The following is a 19,476-nucleotide window of genomic DNA, read 5'->3' as shown; positions in this document are numbered from 1 at the left end:
ACTATACCGGTATGAAATTGCCCCTCACTACCCAAAGATTTTTTGATGAAGCGGGAGCTATAAGCCGATTTACGGGTCGATTTTTCCATGAGGCGTTCAGGCCTCGATATGAAATTGCGGAATTTATAAATCAATGCTTCATTATAGGTTATCGATCATTACCATTGGTTGGGTTAACAGGTTTTATTATGGGCCTGGTATTGACCATGCAGCTGAGACCCTCCCTGGTAGATTACGGGGTAGAAAGTGAATTACCTGCGATGGTAGGAATCGCAATCATCCGGGAAATAGGCCCTGTACTTACTGCATTAATATTTGCTGGAAAAATTGGAAGTAGTATTGGAGCAGAATTAGGAAGCATGAAGGTAACTGAACAGATCGATGCCATGGAAGTCAGTGGAACTAATCCCTACAAATATCTTGTAGTGACACGCGTTCTGGCGACTACTCTTATGCTTCCATTGCTAGTTTTATTAGGGGATGCAATATCCCTTTATGGCGCATTTATGGGGGTGAACATTAAAACCAATACATCTTTTACCCTTTATTACACACAGGTGTTTGACGCACTTGCGTTCTCGGATGTGATCCCTGCTTTTGTTAAATCTTTTTTCTTCGGATTTGCAGTAGGAATAATTGGATGCTTCAAAGGTTTTAATTCCAGTAAAGGCACAGAAGGGGTTGGTCGAAGTGCAAATAGTGCTGTTGTTGTGTCGAGCCTGATGGTATTTGTCCTTGACCTGCTGGCCGTTCAGGTAACCGATTTATTGGGTCTAAATTAATTCGATGGAAGAGCGTAGTGTAAATAACACCGAATTGGTGATTAGTATTCGAAAGCTGTATAAGGCATTTGGAACTAACGCAGTTTTAAAAGGCTTCGATCTGGATCTTAACCGAGCGGAAAACCTTGCTGTACTTGGTAAATCCGGGAGTGGCAAATCTGTTTTGATTAAATGCATTATTGGACTGCTCAAACCTGATAGTGGAATAATTAATGTATTCAACGAATCCATTCCCGAAATGGAACAAGATGAACTTGATCACATACGTGCCCGCATTGGGTTTCTATTCCAGAGTAATGCCCTTTATGATTCCATGACAGTTAGAGAAAATCTTGCCTTCCCCCTCAGAAGACATTGGATTGAAAAGAACCAGGCAAAAGAACTTGAACTGATCGAGGAAGCGCTGGAAAATGTTGGTCTCGCCCACACGCTTAACATGATGCCTGTAGAATTATCAGGGGGTATGCGAAAAAGAATTGCCCTTGCCAGAACATTGATTCTGCGCCCGGAGATTATCCTTTATGATGAACCAACAACAGGTTTGGATCCCATTACCGGCAAGGAGATTAGCGAATTGATGGTCAGCATCCAGGAAAAGTATAAGACCTCCTCCATTATCATCTCACACGATATGAATTGCATCAAAATTACTGCTGACCGGATTACCCTACTAACCGAAGGAATCGCATATGCCACAGGAAGCTATGATGATCTGAAAGCTTCGGATGATCCTGTAGTTAAGCAATTCTTTGATTAATTTAGCAATATGGCCGAATCACGAATCAACAATCTTAAACTTGGAATTTTCACAATAGCGGGTATACTATTCCTTGTGATTTCGCTTTACATGATAGGAAAGGACCAGAACCTTTTTGGCTCTAACATTACCATAAGTACAAGGATGAGGAATGCAGGGGGGCTTGTGAGCGGCAATAATGTTCGGTATTCTGGCATCCAGGTAGGGACGGTGAGTGAGGTAAACCTGCTTTCAGATACAAGTATTGAAATTATTATGTTGATCGACGAGGATGCTGCAAATAAAATCCTGAATACATCAATCGCTTCACTTGGAACGGAAGGTTTGATAGGAAATAGGATCGTTAATCTAACTGCAGGTCAGGGTACAGGCAGGCCTATCAGGGAAGGTGACGTGATAACGGCGAAAAAAACAACGGATACAGACCAGATGCTTGAAACACTTTCTACAACTAACAAGAATGCTGCAGAACTCTCTTCTGAACTTCTGACTGCCGTCAGAAGATTAAATGGAAGTAGTGGCCTTTGGAGAATCATTGAAAATGACACATTGGCTACAGACCTAAAAACCACCTTGCAAAATATCCGGAAAGCTTCTGAAAATACAAATAAACTGACCTCTGATTTGAATGGAATGGTTAACTATATCAAATCAGGAAATGGATCAGCAGGAAAAATATTATTTGATACTACATTGGCCACCCAGCTGGGCGAAGCTCTTTCCAAATTAAACCACGCAGCCTCCAGTGCTGCAGCCCTGACTGAAAAAACTGACCAGCTCCTCACAGGTATAAAACATGATATAGAATCAGGTAATGGGCCAGCGAATGCTGTGCTAAAGGATTCCGGAATGGTTGTCAAACTCCACAATACCCTAACCAACGTAGAGAGTAGCACTGCTGCTTTCAATGCCAATATGGAAGCGCTAAAACACAATTTCTTATTAAGAGGCTATTTCCGTAAACAAGAAAAGATTAAAGCCAAAGATTCAGCTTTACGTAACCCAAAATAATGCAGGAGTTAGAGAATGTTAAAATTGACAAGAATCATGGTCCTCCCTGTCAACTATCAATTGTAGGTATTGATGAATTTGGTATCTTAGAAAGGCTAATAAATCCATCATATAAACCTATTTATCATGACAAACACTAATAAGTTACTTGCGGCAGTTGCAGCAGGTGTGGCAATCGGAAGCATACTGGGTGTTTTGTTTGCTCCTGATTCAGGCGAACATACCCGCAAAAAGATTGCAGATGGCACAAAAAAGTTGTCAGATGATCTGTTGGATAAGATAAATGAAGGAAAAGATCGCCTTTCAAGTGTACGTAATAATATGCGTAACAGGGTAGATTCTTTGAAAGAAAAAGTTGAAGAGTACACTTCTTAACTCCCATTTTAAATTTGATGACCATTTAGTGGAACTAACTGCTAAATGGTCATTTTTTTACCTAAGCCATTTCAATTCCCTCTTATTCGCCGAACCAGAGACTTTGCCGTTTCCATATTCCAGCCCGCAAACCTCCCCCGCTGAACAATGATTTCATTGTCCTCAGGATGGGTGAGGTAATAATGAAATACAAATTTTTGCCTGGGATCATGCCAGCCAATAATCTGACCGAACCTGAGATCATTGAAAACAAGACTGTCTCCTCTTTTTTCGATTGTATAGAATTCTTGTGAAAAACGAACCAGGTTTTTAACATCTTCATGGTCCGCAATGGAATCTAGATAGTGTGCATTTCTGGGGAAGTATTGAAAATCGATCTTTTTCTGTCTATCAAACACAGAACGGAATCCTACATGGTAACCACTATCATTACCTGCTACAACGAACCATAACCAATTATTCAATGGCGTGGGTGTTGTAAAGTATCTCTTCGCTGGTATATTCTGAGCTGCAAGAATTTGGCGTGTATCTCTGTCAATATTAAGCTTATTCACAATTGCGTAACTGAGATAGATGGCAGGAATATAAATTCCAAATTTCCACCAGAAACGTCGACGGACACTAAGCATTGGCGTTACCAACATTATAAAAGCGGCTATTCCTGGCCAAACTGAGAAAAACGGATCTGCTACGTAAAGTGTATTGAAAGAAAAACGGTGATGACTACATGGTTCAAACCACGCAGTGCCATAATTATTAAAGCCGTCTAAAAAAACATGGATAAGCATTTCGGCGATGAAAAATAACATCCATTTCTTTAAAGTGCTGACATTAGGTAGATGGATACGGTCTGCAATTAGTGCAAGAATTGGTGTCATCAGCACAACAAATAAGAAGGAATGTGTAAAGCCACGATGGGCAAGTAATTCCTCTGAAAGAGGCATCCAAAAACCTGCTATAAAATCGATGTCAGGTACGCTTTGTGAAACTGCCCCCCAAAACATTGCCTTTTTACCAATAGATTTTCCCCAGAAAGCTTCGCCTATACAGGCGCCTATTGCTATATGCGTAAGTGAATCCATGCTTTACGAGTATGGTAAATTAAAATAAATAAATGGCGATGAGCAAAAAAGAAAAAACTTCCAGCCCATCGCCATTGTATAAAAATCTACTTATCTGCTTATTTAAGCGTTTCCCTGATTTCGCCACAGGTAAGCATCTTATCTCCAAAATAGGGATTGCGAATTTCTTTCTCATTACTAATCCACTGTGCACCTTTGTCATTAAATGCCATAGGACAGTACTCTACATATAATTCTCCACTATTGAAACCACTGGCCTTCACTTTGGGTATCAAAAGATTGCTTATTGTTGAAAAAGCTACTCGCTGCGTTTCTATATCTGATGTTGCTGAAACTTTTGCCGCTTCTGCTGCAATTGCCTTACCATCTGTAAGTTGTAGGGCTCCTTCTTCAATAGCCATTGCAGCTTTCTTAGCTTCTACCACATCACCGTTAACAAGTGCTGTCTTGAGATGAATATAGTGCTGGTATACTGCATTCAGAGAAGCATCTTTAAGACTCACGGAAACAGTTGAATCCGGATTAACTGTTGTTACGGTCGCAGTGTCATGTCCACTATGGTCTTCTGTTTTGGTAGCTGCATCCCCGCAAGCAACCAGTGAAACTGATAAAATGGAAAGGATTCCGATTTTGATTGGCATTCTGATCATTTCATTGATTTTTATATGAATTAATAAATATTAATGCTGCATTACCGGATGCCTGCCTTTTTTGAGAATAAACTCGCTGTATAACAGATACGCTCCGCTTACAACTACCCTATCACCCACCTGAAGTCCCTTTACTATTTCCGTGCCATTCATTCCTTCCTCACCTACCACCACCTCAACTGGCACAAAAGTATTAGCCTCCTCTTCCTTCCATACATGCGTTGAAGCCCCATCCCGCAAAATTGCATTGGAAGGCACGGTAATTAACTCCTTTGATGCTTTACCGGGCAGAATCACCTGGGCGGATAATCCTGGCTGCCACAATTTATTGGGATTAGCTATAGTACCCCGAATCCGGATTACCTGTGTTTTTGGATCGATGGCGGGCTCAATGAACTCTACCCGCATTGGCATTTTAGTTCCTGAATTACCCCCCACTATAACCTGAAATATCATACCTTTTCTAACTTGAATAATTTCTGAAGGATAAATATCTGCTTCTACCCAAAGCCTGTCATAATTCTCGATTTCCATAAGTGTAGTTCCCTCACCTACATATTGTCCCTGTGTTACAGAAAGCTCTGAAACTTTTCCACTGACCGGTGAAAAATACGTAAAATATGGTTCGGGTTTACCCGACTTGATGAGTTGACTGATTTGCGCTTCTGTTTGCTGGTATAACATAAGACGTTGTTCGGCGGCTGCCGCAATATCGTTGAATCGCTTATCATCCTTAAAAGCGACCGACTGGGCACGTGCAAGCAAATACTCTTGTTGTAAACTCATTAGCTGTTCGGAATAAATCCGGTAGAGGGGTTGCCCTTTAGAAACGTTTACACCAAGTTCTTTTATATATAGTGTTTCCAAACGACCTGCTATCCTGCTACTGACAACCGCATTACTTTGTGGATCTTTAACCAGCCTGCCATTAAGCATTGTTTGGCTGCCAATTTTGCCTGATCCAATTACCGCAACATGAACATTTGCCAGTGCCTGTTGATTCTTATCTAAAATAAGTTTTGCCTCCTGGTTATTCCTATCAAATAAAACCAGGTCCATACCACAAATAGGACAGGTACCTGGCTTGGTTTGTATGATTTGTGGATGCATGGGACAGGTAAAATTATCAGGCATAGCTTCTGCCTGATTTGCTTTTTGATCGTTACATGCAGATAATATCATCGTAAATTCTAACAACGCAAAAAGCGAAACTTTCAAAAATGATTTTCGTTTCATTAATTGTTATTTTCTATAGTAGGAATAAAGCTTTCACTATCCACCAGAAACCAGGCATTGGATGATACTCTTAATGAACTGATATCGTCCAGTATTTGAACCCATTCATCATCCTTAACTCCTGTCCTTATCTCTTTTGGCAGAAACACATTTCCTTCTTTGTGAAATATGACTTGCCTATCGCCAAGATCCCAAACGGCTTTTCGTGGCAGCCACCAGCCATCATTAACTGTATATGCTATTAATGCAGTCATTATCTGTCCTGGACGGAAATCTTTTTTATCCATGTAAACACGAACTTCCGAAAAGGACCTCCCATTTAATACAACAGGCTCCACAAATCCAACTTTCACCCTATGTGTATTAAGCGAATCAGACAATGCCCAGATCATCATTTTTCTATTCTTATGGATATACGAAGCCAATTGATTATTAAAACTGAAACGGGCGATTAATCCATGATTCTGGTAAATATTGAAAACCGGTTCGCCGGCAGTCAGGTACTCCCCCTCTTTAGTTAGGATTGGTGTATTGCGAAAAAGATCTGGTGTGATGGAAGAGACTCCACCTATATCTACCACATCATCACCCATTCCGTCCATTCCATTTGTTGCCTGCCCCGCTGTGAGGACTTCTTCTCTTGCGGCTCCAGCGGAATTAGATTCAAGAATATAGCCGGTGGCTGGACTATAAACGCCAATCCGATATTGCGGTTGTCCTTTATTGATTACATCATTAATTTGCGAATAAGTCATACCAAGTAGTGAAAGTTTCTCCTTGGCACTCTTCACCAATCGTTCATCTGACCCAGACTTGACCAGGTATAATAGTTCACGCTGTGTAGCTACCAAATCAGGCGAGTAAATTTCCATAAGGAGTTCACCCTTCGATACAGGTTGATAATTGAAACGAACCCTCATCCTTTCAATTCGCCCGCTTACCCTGCTAGACAGAGTAATAGTGTTACGGGAATCATAATCAATGATACCCGGTACGGTTTGAATTAAAATCTTAGGCCCTTTTACAGCCGATACCACAGGAATATTAGAAACCACCCTTTCATTCACTGGTTTTAAAAGGTGGCCTACTGAAGTATCCAGGTTGAATTGATGGCCTTTATAGGCATCAGTCGCGGCTGGTTTTTGATTACAACCAGCTATCGCTAACAACATTATAATCAATAAACCAATGCTATTTATATAATTCCCTTTCATAGTCTACAATCATTTGATAGAGTTTAGCCTTCTCGTCTGCAATATTTACCTGCATCATTGATAATGCTTCCCAATCACCAATAAGGGTTGTAAGAGGAAGCTTATTTTCCTGATAGGATAAATAATTCACATCAAATGCTTTCTGCAATGCTGGCAAAATCTTTACCTCCATTGCATTGATGCGAGCCTGCATGGATATTATTTCATACTGCATCCCATAAAGCATTCCTTGTGTTTCCTGAAGCATAGCTGATCGCTCATTCTGCATGGCGCCAATAGTTAGCTGCATAGCTTTGACATCATTCCTGTACATTTTCGATGCCCACGGTGCAATGGGTATACTTACCATTGCCATAATACTGAATGCATTGGGCATCATTGAAGCACGCGGAGTCATATGATCATAGCTTATCCTGAAATCAGGCTTACGTTCTAATTTCATGGATTGAATATTCAACTCCATTGATTGAATTGATACATCCATCTTTTTAATGTCTCCACGCAATGAAGATAAAAAAGCAGTATCATTCAGATTGGTTTTAAACTCAGGAAGGCTGGTGGTATCGATAGTGAAAATAAAATCTCCTCTTTCGTTCATGAGGCTATTGAGATATGCCCTGCTTTTATTAATCTCACCCTCCAACATTGTAAGCATATTCCTGTTCTGTTCAATCTGAGCCTCAGCGCGAAAGATATTTCCCAATAAGCTTTGATTATATGGATATCGCACCTCTTCAATTTTTTTCATTGTTTCCAGTATCCTTTCATTCTTTTCCAAAATGCCACGTTTCTTTTCTGCCACTACCCAGTTATAATAAAGTTTCTTGCCCATTGCTTTGAGGTCATTCAATGTAATAACCCTTTCAGCCAGATCAATCTCTCCTTTACTTTGTATAAATGCTTTTTTGGCCCTCCGCTTAACGGGATTGGGAATTTCCTGCTCCAGTTTAATCATAAATGAACCCTTATCCCTATCATCCATTGGTTTTGAATACGGATACATAAAGGTTCCCGCACCAACCATGGGAGCCATCCATGCAGTAGATGCCTCTGCACTAAACTGATAACTACGGGCCTTCAGATCATATGATTTCAATAATATATTATTGCTATCAATTCTTTCCAATATCGCCCGCAAGCTCAATTTTAGTGAATCCTGAGCAGCACCAATATTTTGAATGCCCATGATTAAAATAGCCACATTAATGATTCGTTTCATGGATCTCAATTTTTTTATATTTCCTTAATTCATATTCTTTGGTGATCAGAAAAATAAGGGGGGTAACCAATAGTATATGGGTTGAAGAAGTAAGTACACCTCCTATCATGGGAAGAACAATAGGCTTCATAATATCGGTACCTACTCCGGTGGCCCACAAAATGGGAACCAATCCAAAAAGGGATACACATACAGTCATGAGTTTAGGTCTTAATCGTTTGGCCGCACCCATTACCACATATTCTCGCAGATCGTCCTTTGTAATAGAAGCTGCACTGTTTCCTTTCTTTGCCACTAACTGCTGCATTGCATCATTAAGGTAAATTACCATTACAATGCCCGTTTCAACTGCGATACCAAAAAGTGCTATAAATCCTACCGCAACACCAACAGAAAGATTCACTCCCCACAAATAAATCATATAAGCACCTCCTATAAGAGCAAATGGTACTGTGATAAGACTTAAAAAAGCTTCCCTAAGGGAATGAAAAGCGAAATAAAGCGAGAAGAAAATTATGAGAAGAACAATGGGGGCAATCCATAATAAGGTCTGTTGTCCTCTTATTAGATTTTCATATTGCCCACTCCATTCAAGGTAATATCCTTCCGGAAGAATTCCCTTTTCATTATTGAGTTTAGCTATCGCATCTTTTACTGTTCCTCCGAGATCACGGTCACGCACATTAAACATTACGGCCCCACGTAATAAAGCATTTTCAGAATTAATCATGGGTGGACCATCCTGAAGAGATACATTCGCCACAGACCCAAGTGCCACTTCACCGAAAGCCTTGCTTTGCAGTGGTATTCGCTTGATTCTTTCAATACTGTTTCTGTAGTCCTGTGCAAGTCTTACATTAATACTGAATCGTTGGCGTCCTTCTATTGTCTGACCAATTGCACTGCCTCCCAGTGCAGCTTCAACGGTGGAGTTCACATCATCAATCGTTAAACCAAATCTTGCCAATGATGTCCTGTCAGGTTCAATATGCATATATTTCCCCCCGGTAATAGGTTCAACATACAGATCAGTTATGCCAGGAGTTCCTTCAAGCGAGTGTTTAACTTTTTCCGAAACCGATGCGATAGTATCCAGATGCTGCCCAAAAACTTTAATGCCGACATCAGTACGGATTCCGGTTGATAGCATATTTATGCGATTGATGATAGGTTGGGTCCATCCATTTACAACACCTGGAATCTGAAGCTTCCGATCCAGCTCATTAATAATATCTTTTTTAGTAACCCCTTCCCGCCATTGATCTTTTGGCTTAAGCATAATAATGGTCTCAATCATACTTATAGGTGAATTGTCGGTTGCAGTACTGGCACGACCAGCCTTTCCTAAAACCTTTTCTACTTCAGGTACTGATTTAATTATTTTATCCTGTACTTGCAGAATACGCTTTGCTTCACCATTACTGATATCTGGTAACGTGACTGGCATGAAGAGAATGCTTTGTTCATCAAGCGGAGGGATAAATTCAGTTCCCACCCTCATCATCAGAGGCACAGTTATTAAAAGAGCTACTATGTTGATTGCTATGGTCGTCTTTCTCCATTTTAATACCCATCGGATTATGGGTTCATAAATCCGTTCTAGTAACCGATTCACCGGATTTGCATTATCGGGGCGGAATTTTCCTTTCATAAAAAAGGATATTAGTACCGGTGCAAGTGTAATAACCAGCAATGCATCCACAACCATTATAAAAGTCTTGGTGTATGCCAGGGGGTGAAACATTTTGCCTTCCTGCCCGGTGAGCATGAAAACCGGAAGAAAGGATGTAATGATGATAACAGTTGCAAAGAATACACCTCTGCTCACCTGTTTACTCGACTTTTCTATGGTCTGTAAACGTTCCTCTTCAGTGATCCAATTTTTAGATGGCTTGTTGGTCTTTAACCAGTTTGCATATTTTTCTCCAAGGTGTTTATAGGCATTTTCACTCATTATAATCCCATTATCCACAATTACACCAATTGCAAGTGCTATTCCCGTCAGAGACATAATGTTGGAGGAGATGCCAAAACCATTCAGAAGAAGAAAACTGGCTGCTATGGTGACGGGTATCTGTATGATAATACTCAGGGCGCTACGCCAATGGAAAAGAAATATAATTACAACAAGAGACACGACTATCATTTCTTCAACGAGTGTTGTCTTAATGGAGGAAATCGACTCTTTGATAAGTTCTCCCCGGTCATAAACAATGTCGAATTTCACACCTTTAGGGAGGCCAAGTGAAATCTCCTCCATTTTTACTTTTACACGGTCAATTACCTCCGAAGCGTTTTCTCCATAACGCATCACAACAATTCCACCAACCTTTTCCCCTTCCCCATCCTGATCAAAAATTCCAAGCCTTGATTCTCCCGTCATTTGTACGGTTCCAATATCAGCCACACGAACAGGTATTCCCCCATTATTTGAGATTGGTATATTTTCAATCTCCTCAACCGATTTGAGGTAGCCACTCGTTTTGATGATATATCCGATATCACTCATTTCAAATTTCCTACCACCACTTTCATTATTGTTTGAACGAATTGCCGCGATTACATCTGAAATGGATAATTTGAAATAAAGCAGTTTATTTGGTTGAATTGTAACCTGGTATTGCTTTTGAAATCCACCGAAGGAAGCAATCTCACTAACCCCAGGTACATTTTGCAATGCAAACCGGACATACCAATCCTGAATAGCTCGCTGTTCTCCAAGGTCCATACTCTCAGCATCAAGTGTATACCAAAGAATGTGACCAACGCCGGTACCATCCGGCCCGAGCTGCGGACTTATGCCAGGTGGAAGACTCCTGCTGACGGTACTAAGCCTTTCCAAAACTCTTTCACGTGCCCAGTAGATGTCAACATCATCTTCGAAGATCACATAGATAAAACTCATTCCAAACATTGATGATCCCCGTACATACTTAATTCGTGGCAGACCTTGTAGGTTTGTAACCAGTGGATAGGTGATCTGGTCTTCTACCAGCTGGGGCGCACGACCCATCCATTCAGTGAACACTATTACCTGATTCTCTGATAGATCCGGAATAGCATCGATCGGATTTTTCTTTATAGCAAATATTCCGGCAATGAAAAGGCCAAGCGACAATAACAAGACTATATATCTGTTACGCAGGCTCCATTCGATGAGACCATGTACCATAATTGGAAATTAGGGAGATAAAATAGATGGCAGGATTATGCACTACGGCAATATTTATATTACCGTAAGAAGATTTTATCAAATTCGAATGGACCCAATAAAAAGAAAAATTGGATGACTAACCGTTCGGGGTGGCGCATTGGAGTTGGGTATGCGCTTTTCTACAAAAAATACTTTTTCACCAATAAAATAAGAGAAATGAACCTCATTAATAATAGGTTCATAAGTGGCAAACAGATTTTCAGCTGCTTTTTTCTGATCCTGTTCCAACTTTACAAAACTTGCTTCATTATCACAACAACCTTTGCTCTCTGAAGAATGAATATCCATACCACATTCAGAGCAGTTATTATTACTCGGTTCAAACAAGCTCCAATCGGCCAATTTGCCCATACAGTAATGGAGGTTTAATGCGATTCCTGTACTTAGGGAAAGGTAAACAAATGCTAGTATGGTAAATAATATACGCAAGGACCAATAATATCTCAAAAATAAGTATAAATAGAAGAGTGATATTATATAATTAGGAAATCGGTTTCCAAAATTGTGGCAGCGAAAGCAAACAATGCCATTAGTAAGCATAAAAAAGGGAATGCAATCGCATTCCCTGAATATAGTGGAGAATACCGGAGTCGAACCGGTGACCTCTTGCATGCCATGCAAGCGCTCTAGCCAGCTGAGCTAATTCCCCAATATTAAGAACATATCCCCTTAAACAGGGATTGCAAATATAGAACCCTGTTCGATACCAGCAAAAATTTCCCGCCAATAGGCGGGAATAAAAATCGGATAAAATATATAAGGAATGCGACCTCTTAAGACTGCTTTATAACCTCAACGTTGATGAGAAGTTTAACTTCATCAGCTACTACAATGCCTCCTGCTTCTGTAACCGCACTCCATGCCAACCCATAATCCTGACGGTTGATTTTGCCTGATAATTCAAAACCAGCCACAGTATTCCCATAAAAATCATTCTGAATACCGCCAAACTCTACCGCAAGTGTTACAGGCTTTGTTGTACCTCGAAGGGTTAAATCACCTGTTAGTTGGTAATCATTCCCCGATTTATGTGTAAAAGAAGTTGAATGAAATTCTAATTTGGGATGACTTCCTGCATCAAAGAAATCTGCAGATTTAAGGTGTCCATCTCTTTGTTCGTTTCCGGTTGCGATACTATCGATATCAGCTGTAAAGTCAATTTTAGCATCTTTAAAATCATCATTTTCAGATTCTATTGTTCCATCAAAACTGGTGAATTTTCCAGTTACCGTAGAAATTACCAGATGCTTTACTTTAAATGCAATTTCAGAGTGATTGTTATCAATTTTCCAGGTTGCCATAATGTTTGAGTTTTAATGATAAGGCAAAATTAATGTTTGAACATCGTTTAGCCAAATCTTATGCTGTTAAATTTTTTCAAAGTGGTCTTTATAGAAAAAAATCCGGTCAAAGCCGGATTTACTATTTGTTAGGGGAAATGCTGTCTTATTCACCCCAAACTTCTTCCTCACCTTTAAGCCATTTTTTTACAAGCTCGGTGGTCACAGATTTTGGTCTTTCCAGTGGGAAAGAAAGTGCACGGCTCCATATCAGGCTGGCCATAACCCCCAATGCACGGCTAACACCGAACATGACGGTATAAAACTCATATTCTTTGAGTCCAAAATGAATCAGCAGTGCGCCACTATGTGCATCCACATTAGGCCATGGATTTTTAATTTTACCGAGGCTCTGTAAAATTGGAGGCACAGTATCATATATATTCCATACTGTCTGGCAGAGGGGATCATCCGGCATATGCTTTTTACCAAATTCCATCTGGGCTGTAAATCGTGGGTCTGTTTTTCGCAAGACAGCATGTCCGTAACCTGGAACTACTTTACCGGAAGAAATGGTTTCCTGCACATATGTAGCAATCTGCTCTTTAGATGGATTATCTGTGCCTAATTGCTCCTGCATTTCAAATATCCATTTAATTACTTCCTGGTTTGCAAGTCCATGTAATGGACCCGCAAGACCATTCATTCCCGCTGCAAAACTAAGATAAGGATCACTTAGTGCTGAACCCACAAGGTGAGTAGTATGTGCTGATACATTACCCCCTTCATGATCGGCATGAATTGTCATATAAAGACGCATGAGTTCATGAAAGCCTTCATTCTCATAACCCAGCATATGCGCAAAATTACCTGCCCAGTCAAGCAGACCATTAGGTTGAATATGCTCGTTATTTTTATACTTCCGCCTGTATACATAAGCGGCAATCCTTGGCAACCTTGCAATAAGATCCATAGCATCATCGAAGGCATAATCCCAATAATCCTTCTTGTTCATACCCTTGGAGTATTCCTTTGCGAAGTTGCTTTCGGTCTGAAGAGCCATTATCCCAACAACAAACATTGTCATAGGGTGAGTACTGAGGGGTAGAGCATCGATGGTATTGAATACATGGGTGGGTACATGCGAGCGTCGCTGCCATTTTGCTGTCATCTCATTTACATCAGCTTCAGTTGGCAATTCACCATACAGCATCAAATGAAAAAGTCCCTCTGGTAATGGCTCACTTCCATTTTTAGCTTTGGGTAACTTCACCTGCAATTCGGGAATTGAGTAACCGCGAAAACGAATTCCTTCCTGGGAGTCAAGAAGAGAAGTTTCAGAAACCAATCCAGTCATTCCACGCATACCCTGGTAGATCTGGGATAAATGCACATCCCCAATCTTTTTGTTACCATGCTCTTTCAGTAGGTCTTTGATTTCGGCTCCTGCCGCATCCGCTTTTGATTTGAATTTCTCTTTGTATGTGTCCATGAAGAACAATTTATATATGTACTATCGTTAGAATTTCCGACTGGCTATAACCAATAAAATTAGCTATTGTCAGTGGTACAACAAAGATTATTTGCTATCAGTTCTGTATGTAAGCCATTAAAATCCAATGATATTTATTTTGGAGCATTCCGGTACAGCCACCAGGCAACCACAGCGAATATTATATTTGGAAGCCAGGCAGCCAGTGCGGGGGGGAAACTGCCTTTTGTAGAAAAAACGGTTGAAAACCTATCCATCACTACGAATAATGCCGCGGTAACAATTCCAAATGCCATATGAAGCCCACTACCGCCCCGAGTTTTTCTTGCTGCAACGGCCACTCCCATAATCGCAAGTATGAAAACAGAAACCGGTGTTGCAAAGCGGCGGTATAATTCTACTTTATAGGTATTAAGTCCCTCTGTTCCCCGCTGTTCTTCCCGCTGGATGAATGTATACAACTCAGGTGTTGTAAACTTATCTTTCATGTATTCATCCCGACGTAATTCATCAGGTTTCATATTCAGGTCAACGATGATAAACTGGTGTCGAACTACTGTTTCTTTCAGCCCGTCAATCCTTCTTTCAAATGCATTTTCCGCACGCCATTTGCGGGTTGCTGTATCCCACCTTATGTAATCTGAACGCAGATTATAGAATACCTGGTTATCCTTTACCTTTTCCAGAAAGAAACTACTGGCTGATTTATTGAGCGTGTCATAATATTTCATACCAACAAAAGTGTTGGTATCGGCCCTGAAATAAAAATCCCGGCTCCCTCCCTGCCCCGCATAATAAGTGCTATGCTTATCAATATATGTCTGCTTAAATGAACTATGGATCTCATTAGCTCTCGGAATCACATATGCATTTGCCCAAAGCATTAATAGCGAAAGCAGGGTCGCTCCCATCAGGTAAGGACGTAACATCCTGTTATAAGGAATTCCAGCGGCGAGAATGGCAACCGTTTCAGATCTGCCTGCCAGTTTAGAGGTGAAGAATATAACTGATATAAATACTATCAGTGGGAAGATCATTGAAATTATGAAGGGGATAAATCCAAAATAATACTTGGTGATAATCCCGGTAAATGGTAGCCCCGATTTAACAAAATCATCTGTTTTTTCACTGGCATCTATAACCATTGCAATAATGGTAATCGTCAGTATGGTGAACACGAAGGTCACCATGAATTTTTTAAATATATACCAGTCGAGGATCTTCATTATTTCTCTGTTACCACAATCAAAAGTAGGCGAAATATATGTTGAATTAAGGTTAAGAAGATCAGCATCTGGTTTTAAGCACAGGGATCATCTCATTTTTCCAGCGTTGGAAATCTCCGGCTATAATATGTTCACGCGCCTGTTTTACAAGCCAGAGATAGAAACCCAGATTATGTACACTCGCAATCGTTAATCCAAGTATCTCCTTTGCTTTTACCAGGTGACGTAAATAAGCCTTACTATAATAATTACTGAAATTGCAATCAATGCCATCATCAATAGGTGAAAAATCCTGTTCCCATTTTTTATTATCTATGTTTATTACCCCTTTGCTGGTAAACAACATAGCATTCCGACCATTACGTGTTGGCATAACACAATCAAACATATCCACCCCTAAGGAAATATTCTCCAGAATATTCCAGGGAGTACCTACACCCATAAGATAGCGGGGCTTATCTTCCGGCAGGTTTTCGCAGCAGAGTGCAGTAAGTTCATACATCATCTCTTCTGGTTCGCCCACACTAAGACCGCCAATAGCATTACCCACTGCCCCTTTCGATGAAATGTATTCGCAGGATGCTTTCCGGAGATCAGCAAAAGTACTACCCTGTACAATCGGGAAGAGGTTTTGCGAATATCCATATAGGTCAGGAGTTTCAGCCAAACGGTTAACACATCTGCTTAACCATCGATGGGTTAGTTCCATAGATTTCCTGGCATATTCATAATTGCTGGGGTAAGGCGGACATTCATCAAAGGCCATAATGATATCTGCACCAATCACCCGTTGTATATCCATTACACTTTCGGGGGTGAACATATGTTTTGACCCATCTATATGCGACTGAAACAATGCTCCCTCTTCTGTCAGCTTTCGGTTACCAGCCAGCGAAAACACCTGGTAGCCACCACTATCTGTAAGTATAGGGTGATCCCAGCCATTGAAACGGTGTAATCCGCCTGCTGCCTGTAATACCTCCGTTCCAGGCCTGAGATAAAGATGATAGGTATTACCCAGTATGATTGTAGCCTTAACCTCATCCTGCAATTGCTGCTGTGATACTGCTTTTACGCTACCTACTGTACCCACGGGCATGAATATGGGCGTTTGAATACTGCCATGGTCAGTTGTAATGATACCCGCCCGTGCTTTAGACGATGTATCCTGATGCTGGAGACAGAAAGAAAGTGCTGACATGGCCGCAAAGGTAGGGGCTGCGATGGAGTTATCCCCAGTTGTTGATGATTCACATGCCAATAATCTTAACCTAAACGTATTTTTGTAGTCAGCAGACAAAACACCCCAAGCCCAGATGTTTATGGATTTATCGCAGCTTCAGTTCGACTGGCGGCTCACCGCCTTCGTTATTTTTTGTGTCATCAGTTTTATCCAGCTCCTATATTATTGGGGATTTTTCAGCAGATTGGCGTTTTTCAGGGAAAAGCCAAAAGTTATAAACCAGCAACATCCGGTTTCAGTTGTCATCTGCGCCCGGGATGAGGCTGGAAACCTGGCCAGAAACCTTCCCGGAGTCTTGTTCCAAAAATATCCCAGCACGCACGAAATACTTGTCGTTAATCATAATAGTCAGGATGATACCCGCTACCTCCTGGAAGAATTCAGGAAAACATTCAAAGGACTGGAAATAGTTAATCTGGAGCAAGAGGCGAAAGGAATACCAGGAAAAAAATACCCTCTCTCGATGGGAATCAGAGAAGCAAATCATGAGGTGCTTCTATTAACTGACGCAGACTGTGTACCCGCTTCTGAACACTGGCTTTTCAAAATGCAGGACGCCTATGAACCTGGTGTTGATATTGTATTAGGGTATGGGGCCTACCACAAACGCCCAGGCTTATTGAACAGGCTTATACGTTTTGAAACATTTCATACTGCACAACAATACCTTTCATATGCGCTCGCTGGAATGCCTTATATGGGAGTTGGACGAAACTTATCCTATAAAAGAGAACTATTCCTGAAAAATAAAGGTTTTAGTTCCATCAACCACCTACCCGGCGGAGATGATGATCTGTTCATTAACAAAGTTGCAACAGCAAGTAATGTAAAGGTGGTACTTGACCCTGAAGCTTTCACTTTGTCTGAAGCAGAAAAGACTTTCGGAAATTGGTACCGTCAGAAGACCAGACATTATACTACGGGTAAATACTATCGTCCCATTTTCAGGTTTTTACTTGGATTGTATACCCTCTCCCAGTTTCTTTATTATCCACTATTCCTTTTAAGCCTATTGGTATACAACTGGCAACTTACACTCGCAGTTTTTGGATTGCGATTTATCAGCCAGGCACTGATAAATTACCACTCCATGAACAAACTGGGGGAAAAGGATCTATGGGCATGGTGGTGGCTCTATGATATATGGATGTTCTTTTATTATTGCATCTTTGCAACTGCATTATGGAAAAAACCCCGTCAAAACTGGACCTGATCGAGAAATATTTTACTGATTTCACTCCCGGGCAAAAAGAGCAACTTAATGCTTTGGGAGATTTGTATCTCGAATGGAATAGTAAGATCAATGTAATCTCCAGAAAGGATATAGACCATCTTTATGAAAACCATGTATTGCATTCGCTAAGTATTGCTGCAGCATTTTCATTTCCTCCTGGTTCAAAAATAATTGATATTGGCACTGGCGGTGGGTTTCCCGGAATTCCCCTGGCCATTTTTTTTCCCGAATCCGAATTCCTGCTGGCAGACAGTATCAATAAGAAATTAACGGTAGTAAAGGAGGTAGCAAATGCCATTGGTTTAACTAATATATCCACCCGGCATGGCAGGGTGGAAGAAATCCGCGACCGGAAGTTTGATTATGCTGTGAGCAGGGCGGTTGCACCATTAAAAACACTCTGGCAGTGGAGCCGGCCCCTACTCCTGAAACGCCCTTCAGAAGGAGAGTATCCTGCATCGGGACTAATCTGCCTTAAAGGTGGTGATCTCTCCCAGGAAATCTCAGAAAGCGGTGTTAGACCTCGTTTAATTGAAGTGTACAGTCTTTTCCCGGAAGAATTTTTCCGCGAAAAATATGTGATTTATGTGCACCGGTAACTTTCCACAATTACCACTTTGTGGTATTGCAGAAATCATATATAACCGCACCTTTGCAATATGGCTATTACTGTATGTATTGTAGATGACACTCATGATATAAGGCTCGCCCTTGAAGAGATTGTTCAGCTTTCGGAAGAATTTCAATTGTTGGGAAGTTTTGCTAGTGCTGAAGAAGCGATAAGCAAGATGCCACTGTTGCAGCCCAAAGTAGTATTGATGGATATCAATCTTGGTGGAATGAGTGGTATTGAGTGCGTGAGAAGACTGAAGCCCGAAAACCCTGATATTCTTTTCATGATGTGTACCGTATATGAAGAGGATGAAAAGATCTTCGAAGCTCTAAGCGCCGGAGCAAGCGGATATATTCTCAAGAAAACCTCGCCCGCCAAATTACTGGAGGCCATTAGAGAACTCAATGAAGGAGGGGCTCCCATGAGTACCCAGATTGCCCGCAAAGTAGTAGCTGCTTTTCAGCATAAACCAGTTACGCCGGAAATTGCAGGAATCTCAAATACAGCATTGGGAACAATTGGCATTCTCTCAAACAGGGAAAGGGAAATTCTCGAACTTCTTGCTAAAGGATTACAATACAAGGAAATATCTGCCCAGCTTTTCATAACCGGTGAAACAGTTCGCAAACATGTTTACCATATTTATGAAAAACTCCATGTTAGCAACCGGGTAGAAGCTGTAAACAAGTATTTCGGTCGATAAAATACCCACTTTGTGGTATATACAGGAAAAAAATGCGCTGTATTTTTGGGTCGCAACAAGAGAGGGATGCCTCAAATATTGTTAATCATTAACCTTACCTACTGATTCGCCGCCCGTTTTTGGCTTTTCATAAATGATAATGCCG

General features: G+C 40.9%; 18 protein-coding genes and 1 tRNA gene. 7 read left to right on the top strand and 12 right to left on the bottom strand.

Translation table 11 applies throughout. From position 1 onward, the window contains the following. Nucleotides 1–11 precede the first annotated feature (11 nt). The 4 genes from V6M43_RS01855 to V6M43_RS01840 all read left to right on the top strand — a co-directional run bounded on the left by V6M43_RS01855 (nt 12) and on the right by V6M43_RS01840 (nt 2,925). On the top strand, nt 12–782 hold the full coding sequence (locus tag V6M43_RS01855; RefSeq protein WP_332732527.1) for an MlaE family ABC transporter permease: 771 nt from the start codon (nt 12–14) through the stop codon (nt 780–782). 4 nt (nt 783–786) lie between these two features. Next, entirely contained in the window at nt 787–1,539 is a 753-nt protein-coding gene (locus V6M43_RS01850; RefSeq protein WP_332732343.1) for an ABC transporter ATP-binding protein, read from the top strand. 9 nt (nt 1,540–1,548) lie between these two features. Beyond that, complete coding sequence (locus tag V6M43_RS01845; protein ID WP_332732342.1) at nt 1,549–2,550, top strand: MlaD family protein; 1,002 nt, start codon at nt 1,549–1,551, stop codon at nt 2,548–2,550. Between the two features lie 126 nt (nt 2,551–2,676). Next, complete coding sequence (locus tag V6M43_RS01840) at nt 2,677–2,925, top strand: YtxH domain-containing protein (protein WP_332732341.1); 249 nt, start codon at nt 2,677–2,679, stop codon at nt 2,923–2,925. Between the two features lie 71 nt (nt 2,926–2,996). Here V6M43_RS01840 and V6M43_RS01835 read toward each other — a convergent pair whose 3' ends face one another. The 12 genes from V6M43_RS01835 to tgt all read right to left on the bottom strand — a co-directional run bounded on the left by V6M43_RS01835 (nt 2,997) and on the right by tgt (nt 16,739). Further along, complete coding sequence (locus V6M43_RS01835) at nt 2,997–4,007, bottom strand: metal-dependent hydrolase (protein WP_332732340.1); 1,011 nt, start codon at nt 4,005–4,007, stop codon at nt 2,997–2,999. Nucleotides 4,008–4,105: 98 nt separating this feature from the next. Further along, the gene (locus V6M43_RS01830; protein WP_332732339.1) at nt 4,106–4,648 is read right to left on the bottom strand and encodes a DUF3347 domain-containing protein; all 543 of its coding nucleotides are present in this window, start codon (nt 4,646–4,648) and stop codon (nt 4,106–4,108) included. Nucleotides 4,649–4,687: 39 nt separating this feature from the next. Beyond that, nucleotides 4,688–5,893, bottom strand: a complete 1,206-nt coding sequence (locus tag V6M43_RS01825) for an efflux RND transporter periplasmic adaptor subunit (RefSeq protein ID WP_332732338.1) — start codon at nt 5,891–5,893, stop codon at nt 4,688–4,690. After that, a complete protein-coding gene (locus V6M43_RS01820; protein ID WP_332732337.1) occupies nt 5,893–7,065 on the bottom strand; it encodes an efflux RND transporter periplasmic adaptor subunit in 1,173 nt (390 codons plus the stop codon). The genes V6M43_RS01825 and V6M43_RS01820 overlap by 1 nt, the downstream gene beginning before the upstream one ends. Nucleotides 7,066–7,084: 19 nt before the next feature. Further along, entirely contained in the window at nt 7,085–8,326 is a 1,242-nt protein-coding gene (locus V6M43_RS01815; RefSeq protein WP_332732336.1) for a TolC family protein, read from the bottom strand. Continuing rightward, nucleotides 8,310–11,498, bottom strand: a complete 3,189-nt coding sequence (locus V6M43_RS01810) for an efflux RND transporter permease subunit (RefSeq protein WP_332732335.1) — start codon at nt 11,496–11,498, stop codon at nt 8,310–8,312. Before V6M43_RS01810 ends, V6M43_RS01815 begins: the two co-directional genes overlap by 17 nt. Nucleotides 11,499–11,576: 78 nt before the next feature. Then, the gene (locus V6M43_RS18285; protein ID WP_442902310.1) at nt 11,577–12,080 is read right to left on the bottom strand and encodes an HYC_CC_PP family protein; all 504 of its coding nucleotides are present in this window, start codon (nt 12,078–12,080) and stop codon (nt 11,577–11,579) included. A 35-nt stretch (nt 12,081–12,115) separates the two neighbouring features. Further along, nucleotides 12,116–12,189 (bottom strand) — tRNA-Ala (locus V6M43_RS01800). 124 nt (nt 12,190–12,313) lie between these two features. After that, a complete protein-coding gene (locus V6M43_RS01795; RefSeq protein ID WP_332732333.1) occupies nt 12,314–12,841 on the bottom strand; it encodes a YceI family protein in 528 nt (175 codons plus the stop codon). Between the two features lie 145 nt (nt 12,842–12,986). Then, nucleotides 12,987–14,312, bottom strand: coding sequence for a citrate (Si)-synthase, eukaryotic (locus tag V6M43_RS01790; RefSeq protein ID WP_332732332.1), 1,326 nt, complete (start codon nt 14,310–14,312; stop codon nt 12,987–12,989). 134 nt (nt 14,313–14,446) lie between these two features. Further along, nucleotides 14,447–15,538 (bottom strand): LptF/LptG family permease, encoded by a 1,092-nt coding sequence (locus V6M43_RS01785; protein WP_332732331.1) that lies wholly within the window; start codon nt 15,536–15,538, stop codon nt 14,447–14,449. 61 nt (nt 15,539–15,599) lie between these two features. Next, nucleotides 15,600–16,739, bottom strand: coding sequence for a tRNA guanosine(34) transglycosylase Tgt (tgt, locus tag V6M43_RS01780; protein ID WP_332732330.1), 1,140 nt, complete (start codon nt 16,737–16,739; stop codon nt 15,600–15,602). 121 nt (nt 16,740–16,860) lie between these two features. Between tgt and V6M43_RS01775 the strand changes: the two genes are divergently transcribed. From V6M43_RS01775 to V6M43_RS01765, 3 genes are read left to right on the top strand one after another with little or no spacing between them, the layout of a single operon-like run. Next, complete coding sequence (locus V6M43_RS01775; protein ID WP_332732329.1) at nt 16,861–17,994, top strand: glycosyltransferase; 1,134 nt, start codon at nt 16,861–16,863, stop codon at nt 17,992–17,994. Continuing rightward, nucleotides 17,964–18,614, top strand: a complete 651-nt coding sequence (rsmG, locus tag V6M43_RS01770) for a 16S rRNA (guanine(527)-N(7))-methyltransferase RsmG (RefSeq protein ID WP_332732328.1) — start codon at nt 17,964–17,966, stop codon at nt 18,612–18,614. Before V6M43_RS01775 ends, rsmG begins: the two co-directional genes overlap by 31 nt. A 60-nt stretch (nt 18,615–18,674) precedes the next feature. Next, the gene (locus tag V6M43_RS01765) at nt 18,675–19,331 is read left to right on the top strand and encodes a response regulator transcription factor (protein WP_332732327.1); all 657 of its coding nucleotides are present in this window, start codon (nt 18,675–18,677) and stop codon (nt 19,329–19,331) included. Nucleotides 19,332–19,476 lie beyond the last annotated feature (145 nt).

The organism is Flavihumibacter sp. (assembly GCF_036676075.1).
In the GTDB taxonomy this organism is placed as follows: domain Bacteria; phylum Bacteroidota; class Bacteroidia; order Chitinophagales; family Chitinophagaceae; genus Flavihumibacter.
Note: the sequence above shows the minus strand (reverse complement) of the source record. Positions and strands in the feature narration are given on the sequence as shown.

What these genes read in the sequence shown, in the direction of transcription:
- tgt (WP_332732330.1), bottom strand. Translation starts at nt 16,739, where the DNA reads ATGTCAGCACTTTCTTTCTGTCTCCAGCATCAGGATACATCGTCTAAA.
- V6M43_RS01845 (WP_332732342.1), top strand. Translation starts at nt 1,549, where the DNA reads ATGGCCGAATCACGAATCAACAATCTTAAACTTGGAATTTTCACAATA.
- V6M43_RS01855 (WP_332732527.1), top strand. Translation starts at nt 12, where the DNA reads ATGAAATTGCCCCTCACTACCCAAAGATTTTTTGATGAAGCGGGAGCT.
- V6M43_RS01785 (WP_332732331.1), bottom strand. Translation starts at nt 15,538, where the DNA reads ATGAAGATCCTCGACTGGTATATATTTAAAAAATTCATGGTGACCTTC.
- V6M43_RS01810 (WP_332732335.1), bottom strand. Translation starts at nt 11,498, where the DNA reads ATGGTACATGGTCTCATCGAATGGAGCCTGCGTAACAGATATATAGTC.
- V6M43_RS01850 (WP_332732343.1), top strand. Translation starts at nt 787, where the DNA reads ATGGAAGAGCGTAGTGTAAATAACACCGAATTGGTGATTAGTATTCGA.
- V6M43_RS18285 (WP_442902310.1), bottom strand. Translation starts at nt 12,080, where the DNA reads ATGCTTACTAATGGCATTGTTTGCTTTCGCTGCCACAATTTTGGAAAC.
- V6M43_RS01835 (WP_332732340.1), bottom strand. Translation starts at nt 4,007, where the DNA reads ATGGATTCACTTACGCATATAGCAATAGGCGCCTGTATAGGCGAAGCT.
- rsmG (WP_332732328.1), top strand. Translation starts at nt 17,964, where the DNA reads ATGGAAAAAACCCCGTCAAAACTGGACCTGATCGAGAAATATTTTACT.
- V6M43_RS01830 (WP_332732339.1), bottom strand. Translation starts at nt 4,648, where the DNA reads ATGCCAATCAAAATCGGAATCCTTTCCATTTTATCAGTTTCACTGGTT.
- V6M43_RS01790 (WP_332732332.1), bottom strand. Translation starts at nt 14,312, where the DNA reads ATGGACACATACAAAGAGAAATTCAAATCAAAAGCGGATGCGGCAGGA.
- V6M43_RS01775 (WP_332732329.1), top strand. Translation starts at nt 16,861, where the DNA reads ATGGATTTATCGCAGCTTCAGTTCGACTGGCGGCTCACCGCCTTCGTT.
- V6M43_RS01825 (WP_332732338.1), bottom strand. Translation starts at nt 5,893, where the DNA reads ATGAAACGAAAATCATTTTTGAAAGTTTCGCTTTTTGCGTTGTTAGAA.
- V6M43_RS01815 (WP_332732336.1), bottom strand. Translation starts at nt 8,326, where the DNA reads ATGAAACGAATCATTAATGTGGCTATTTTAATCATGGGCATTCAAAAT.
- V6M43_RS01765 (WP_332732327.1), top strand. Translation starts at nt 18,675, where the DNA reads ATGGCTATTACTGTATGTATTGTAGATGACACTCATGATATAAGGCTC.
- V6M43_RS01820 (WP_332732337.1), bottom strand. Translation starts at nt 7,065, where the DNA reads ATGTTGTTAGCGATAGCTGGTTGTAATCAAAAACCAGCCGCGACTGAT.
- V6M43_RS01795 (WP_332732333.1), bottom strand. Translation starts at nt 12,841, where the DNA reads ATGGCAACCTGGAAAATTGATAACAATCACTCTGAAATTGCATTTAAA.
- V6M43_RS01840 (WP_332732341.1), top strand. Translation starts at nt 2,677, where the DNA reads ATGACAAACACTAATAAGTTACTTGCGGCAGTTGCAGCAGGTGTGGCA.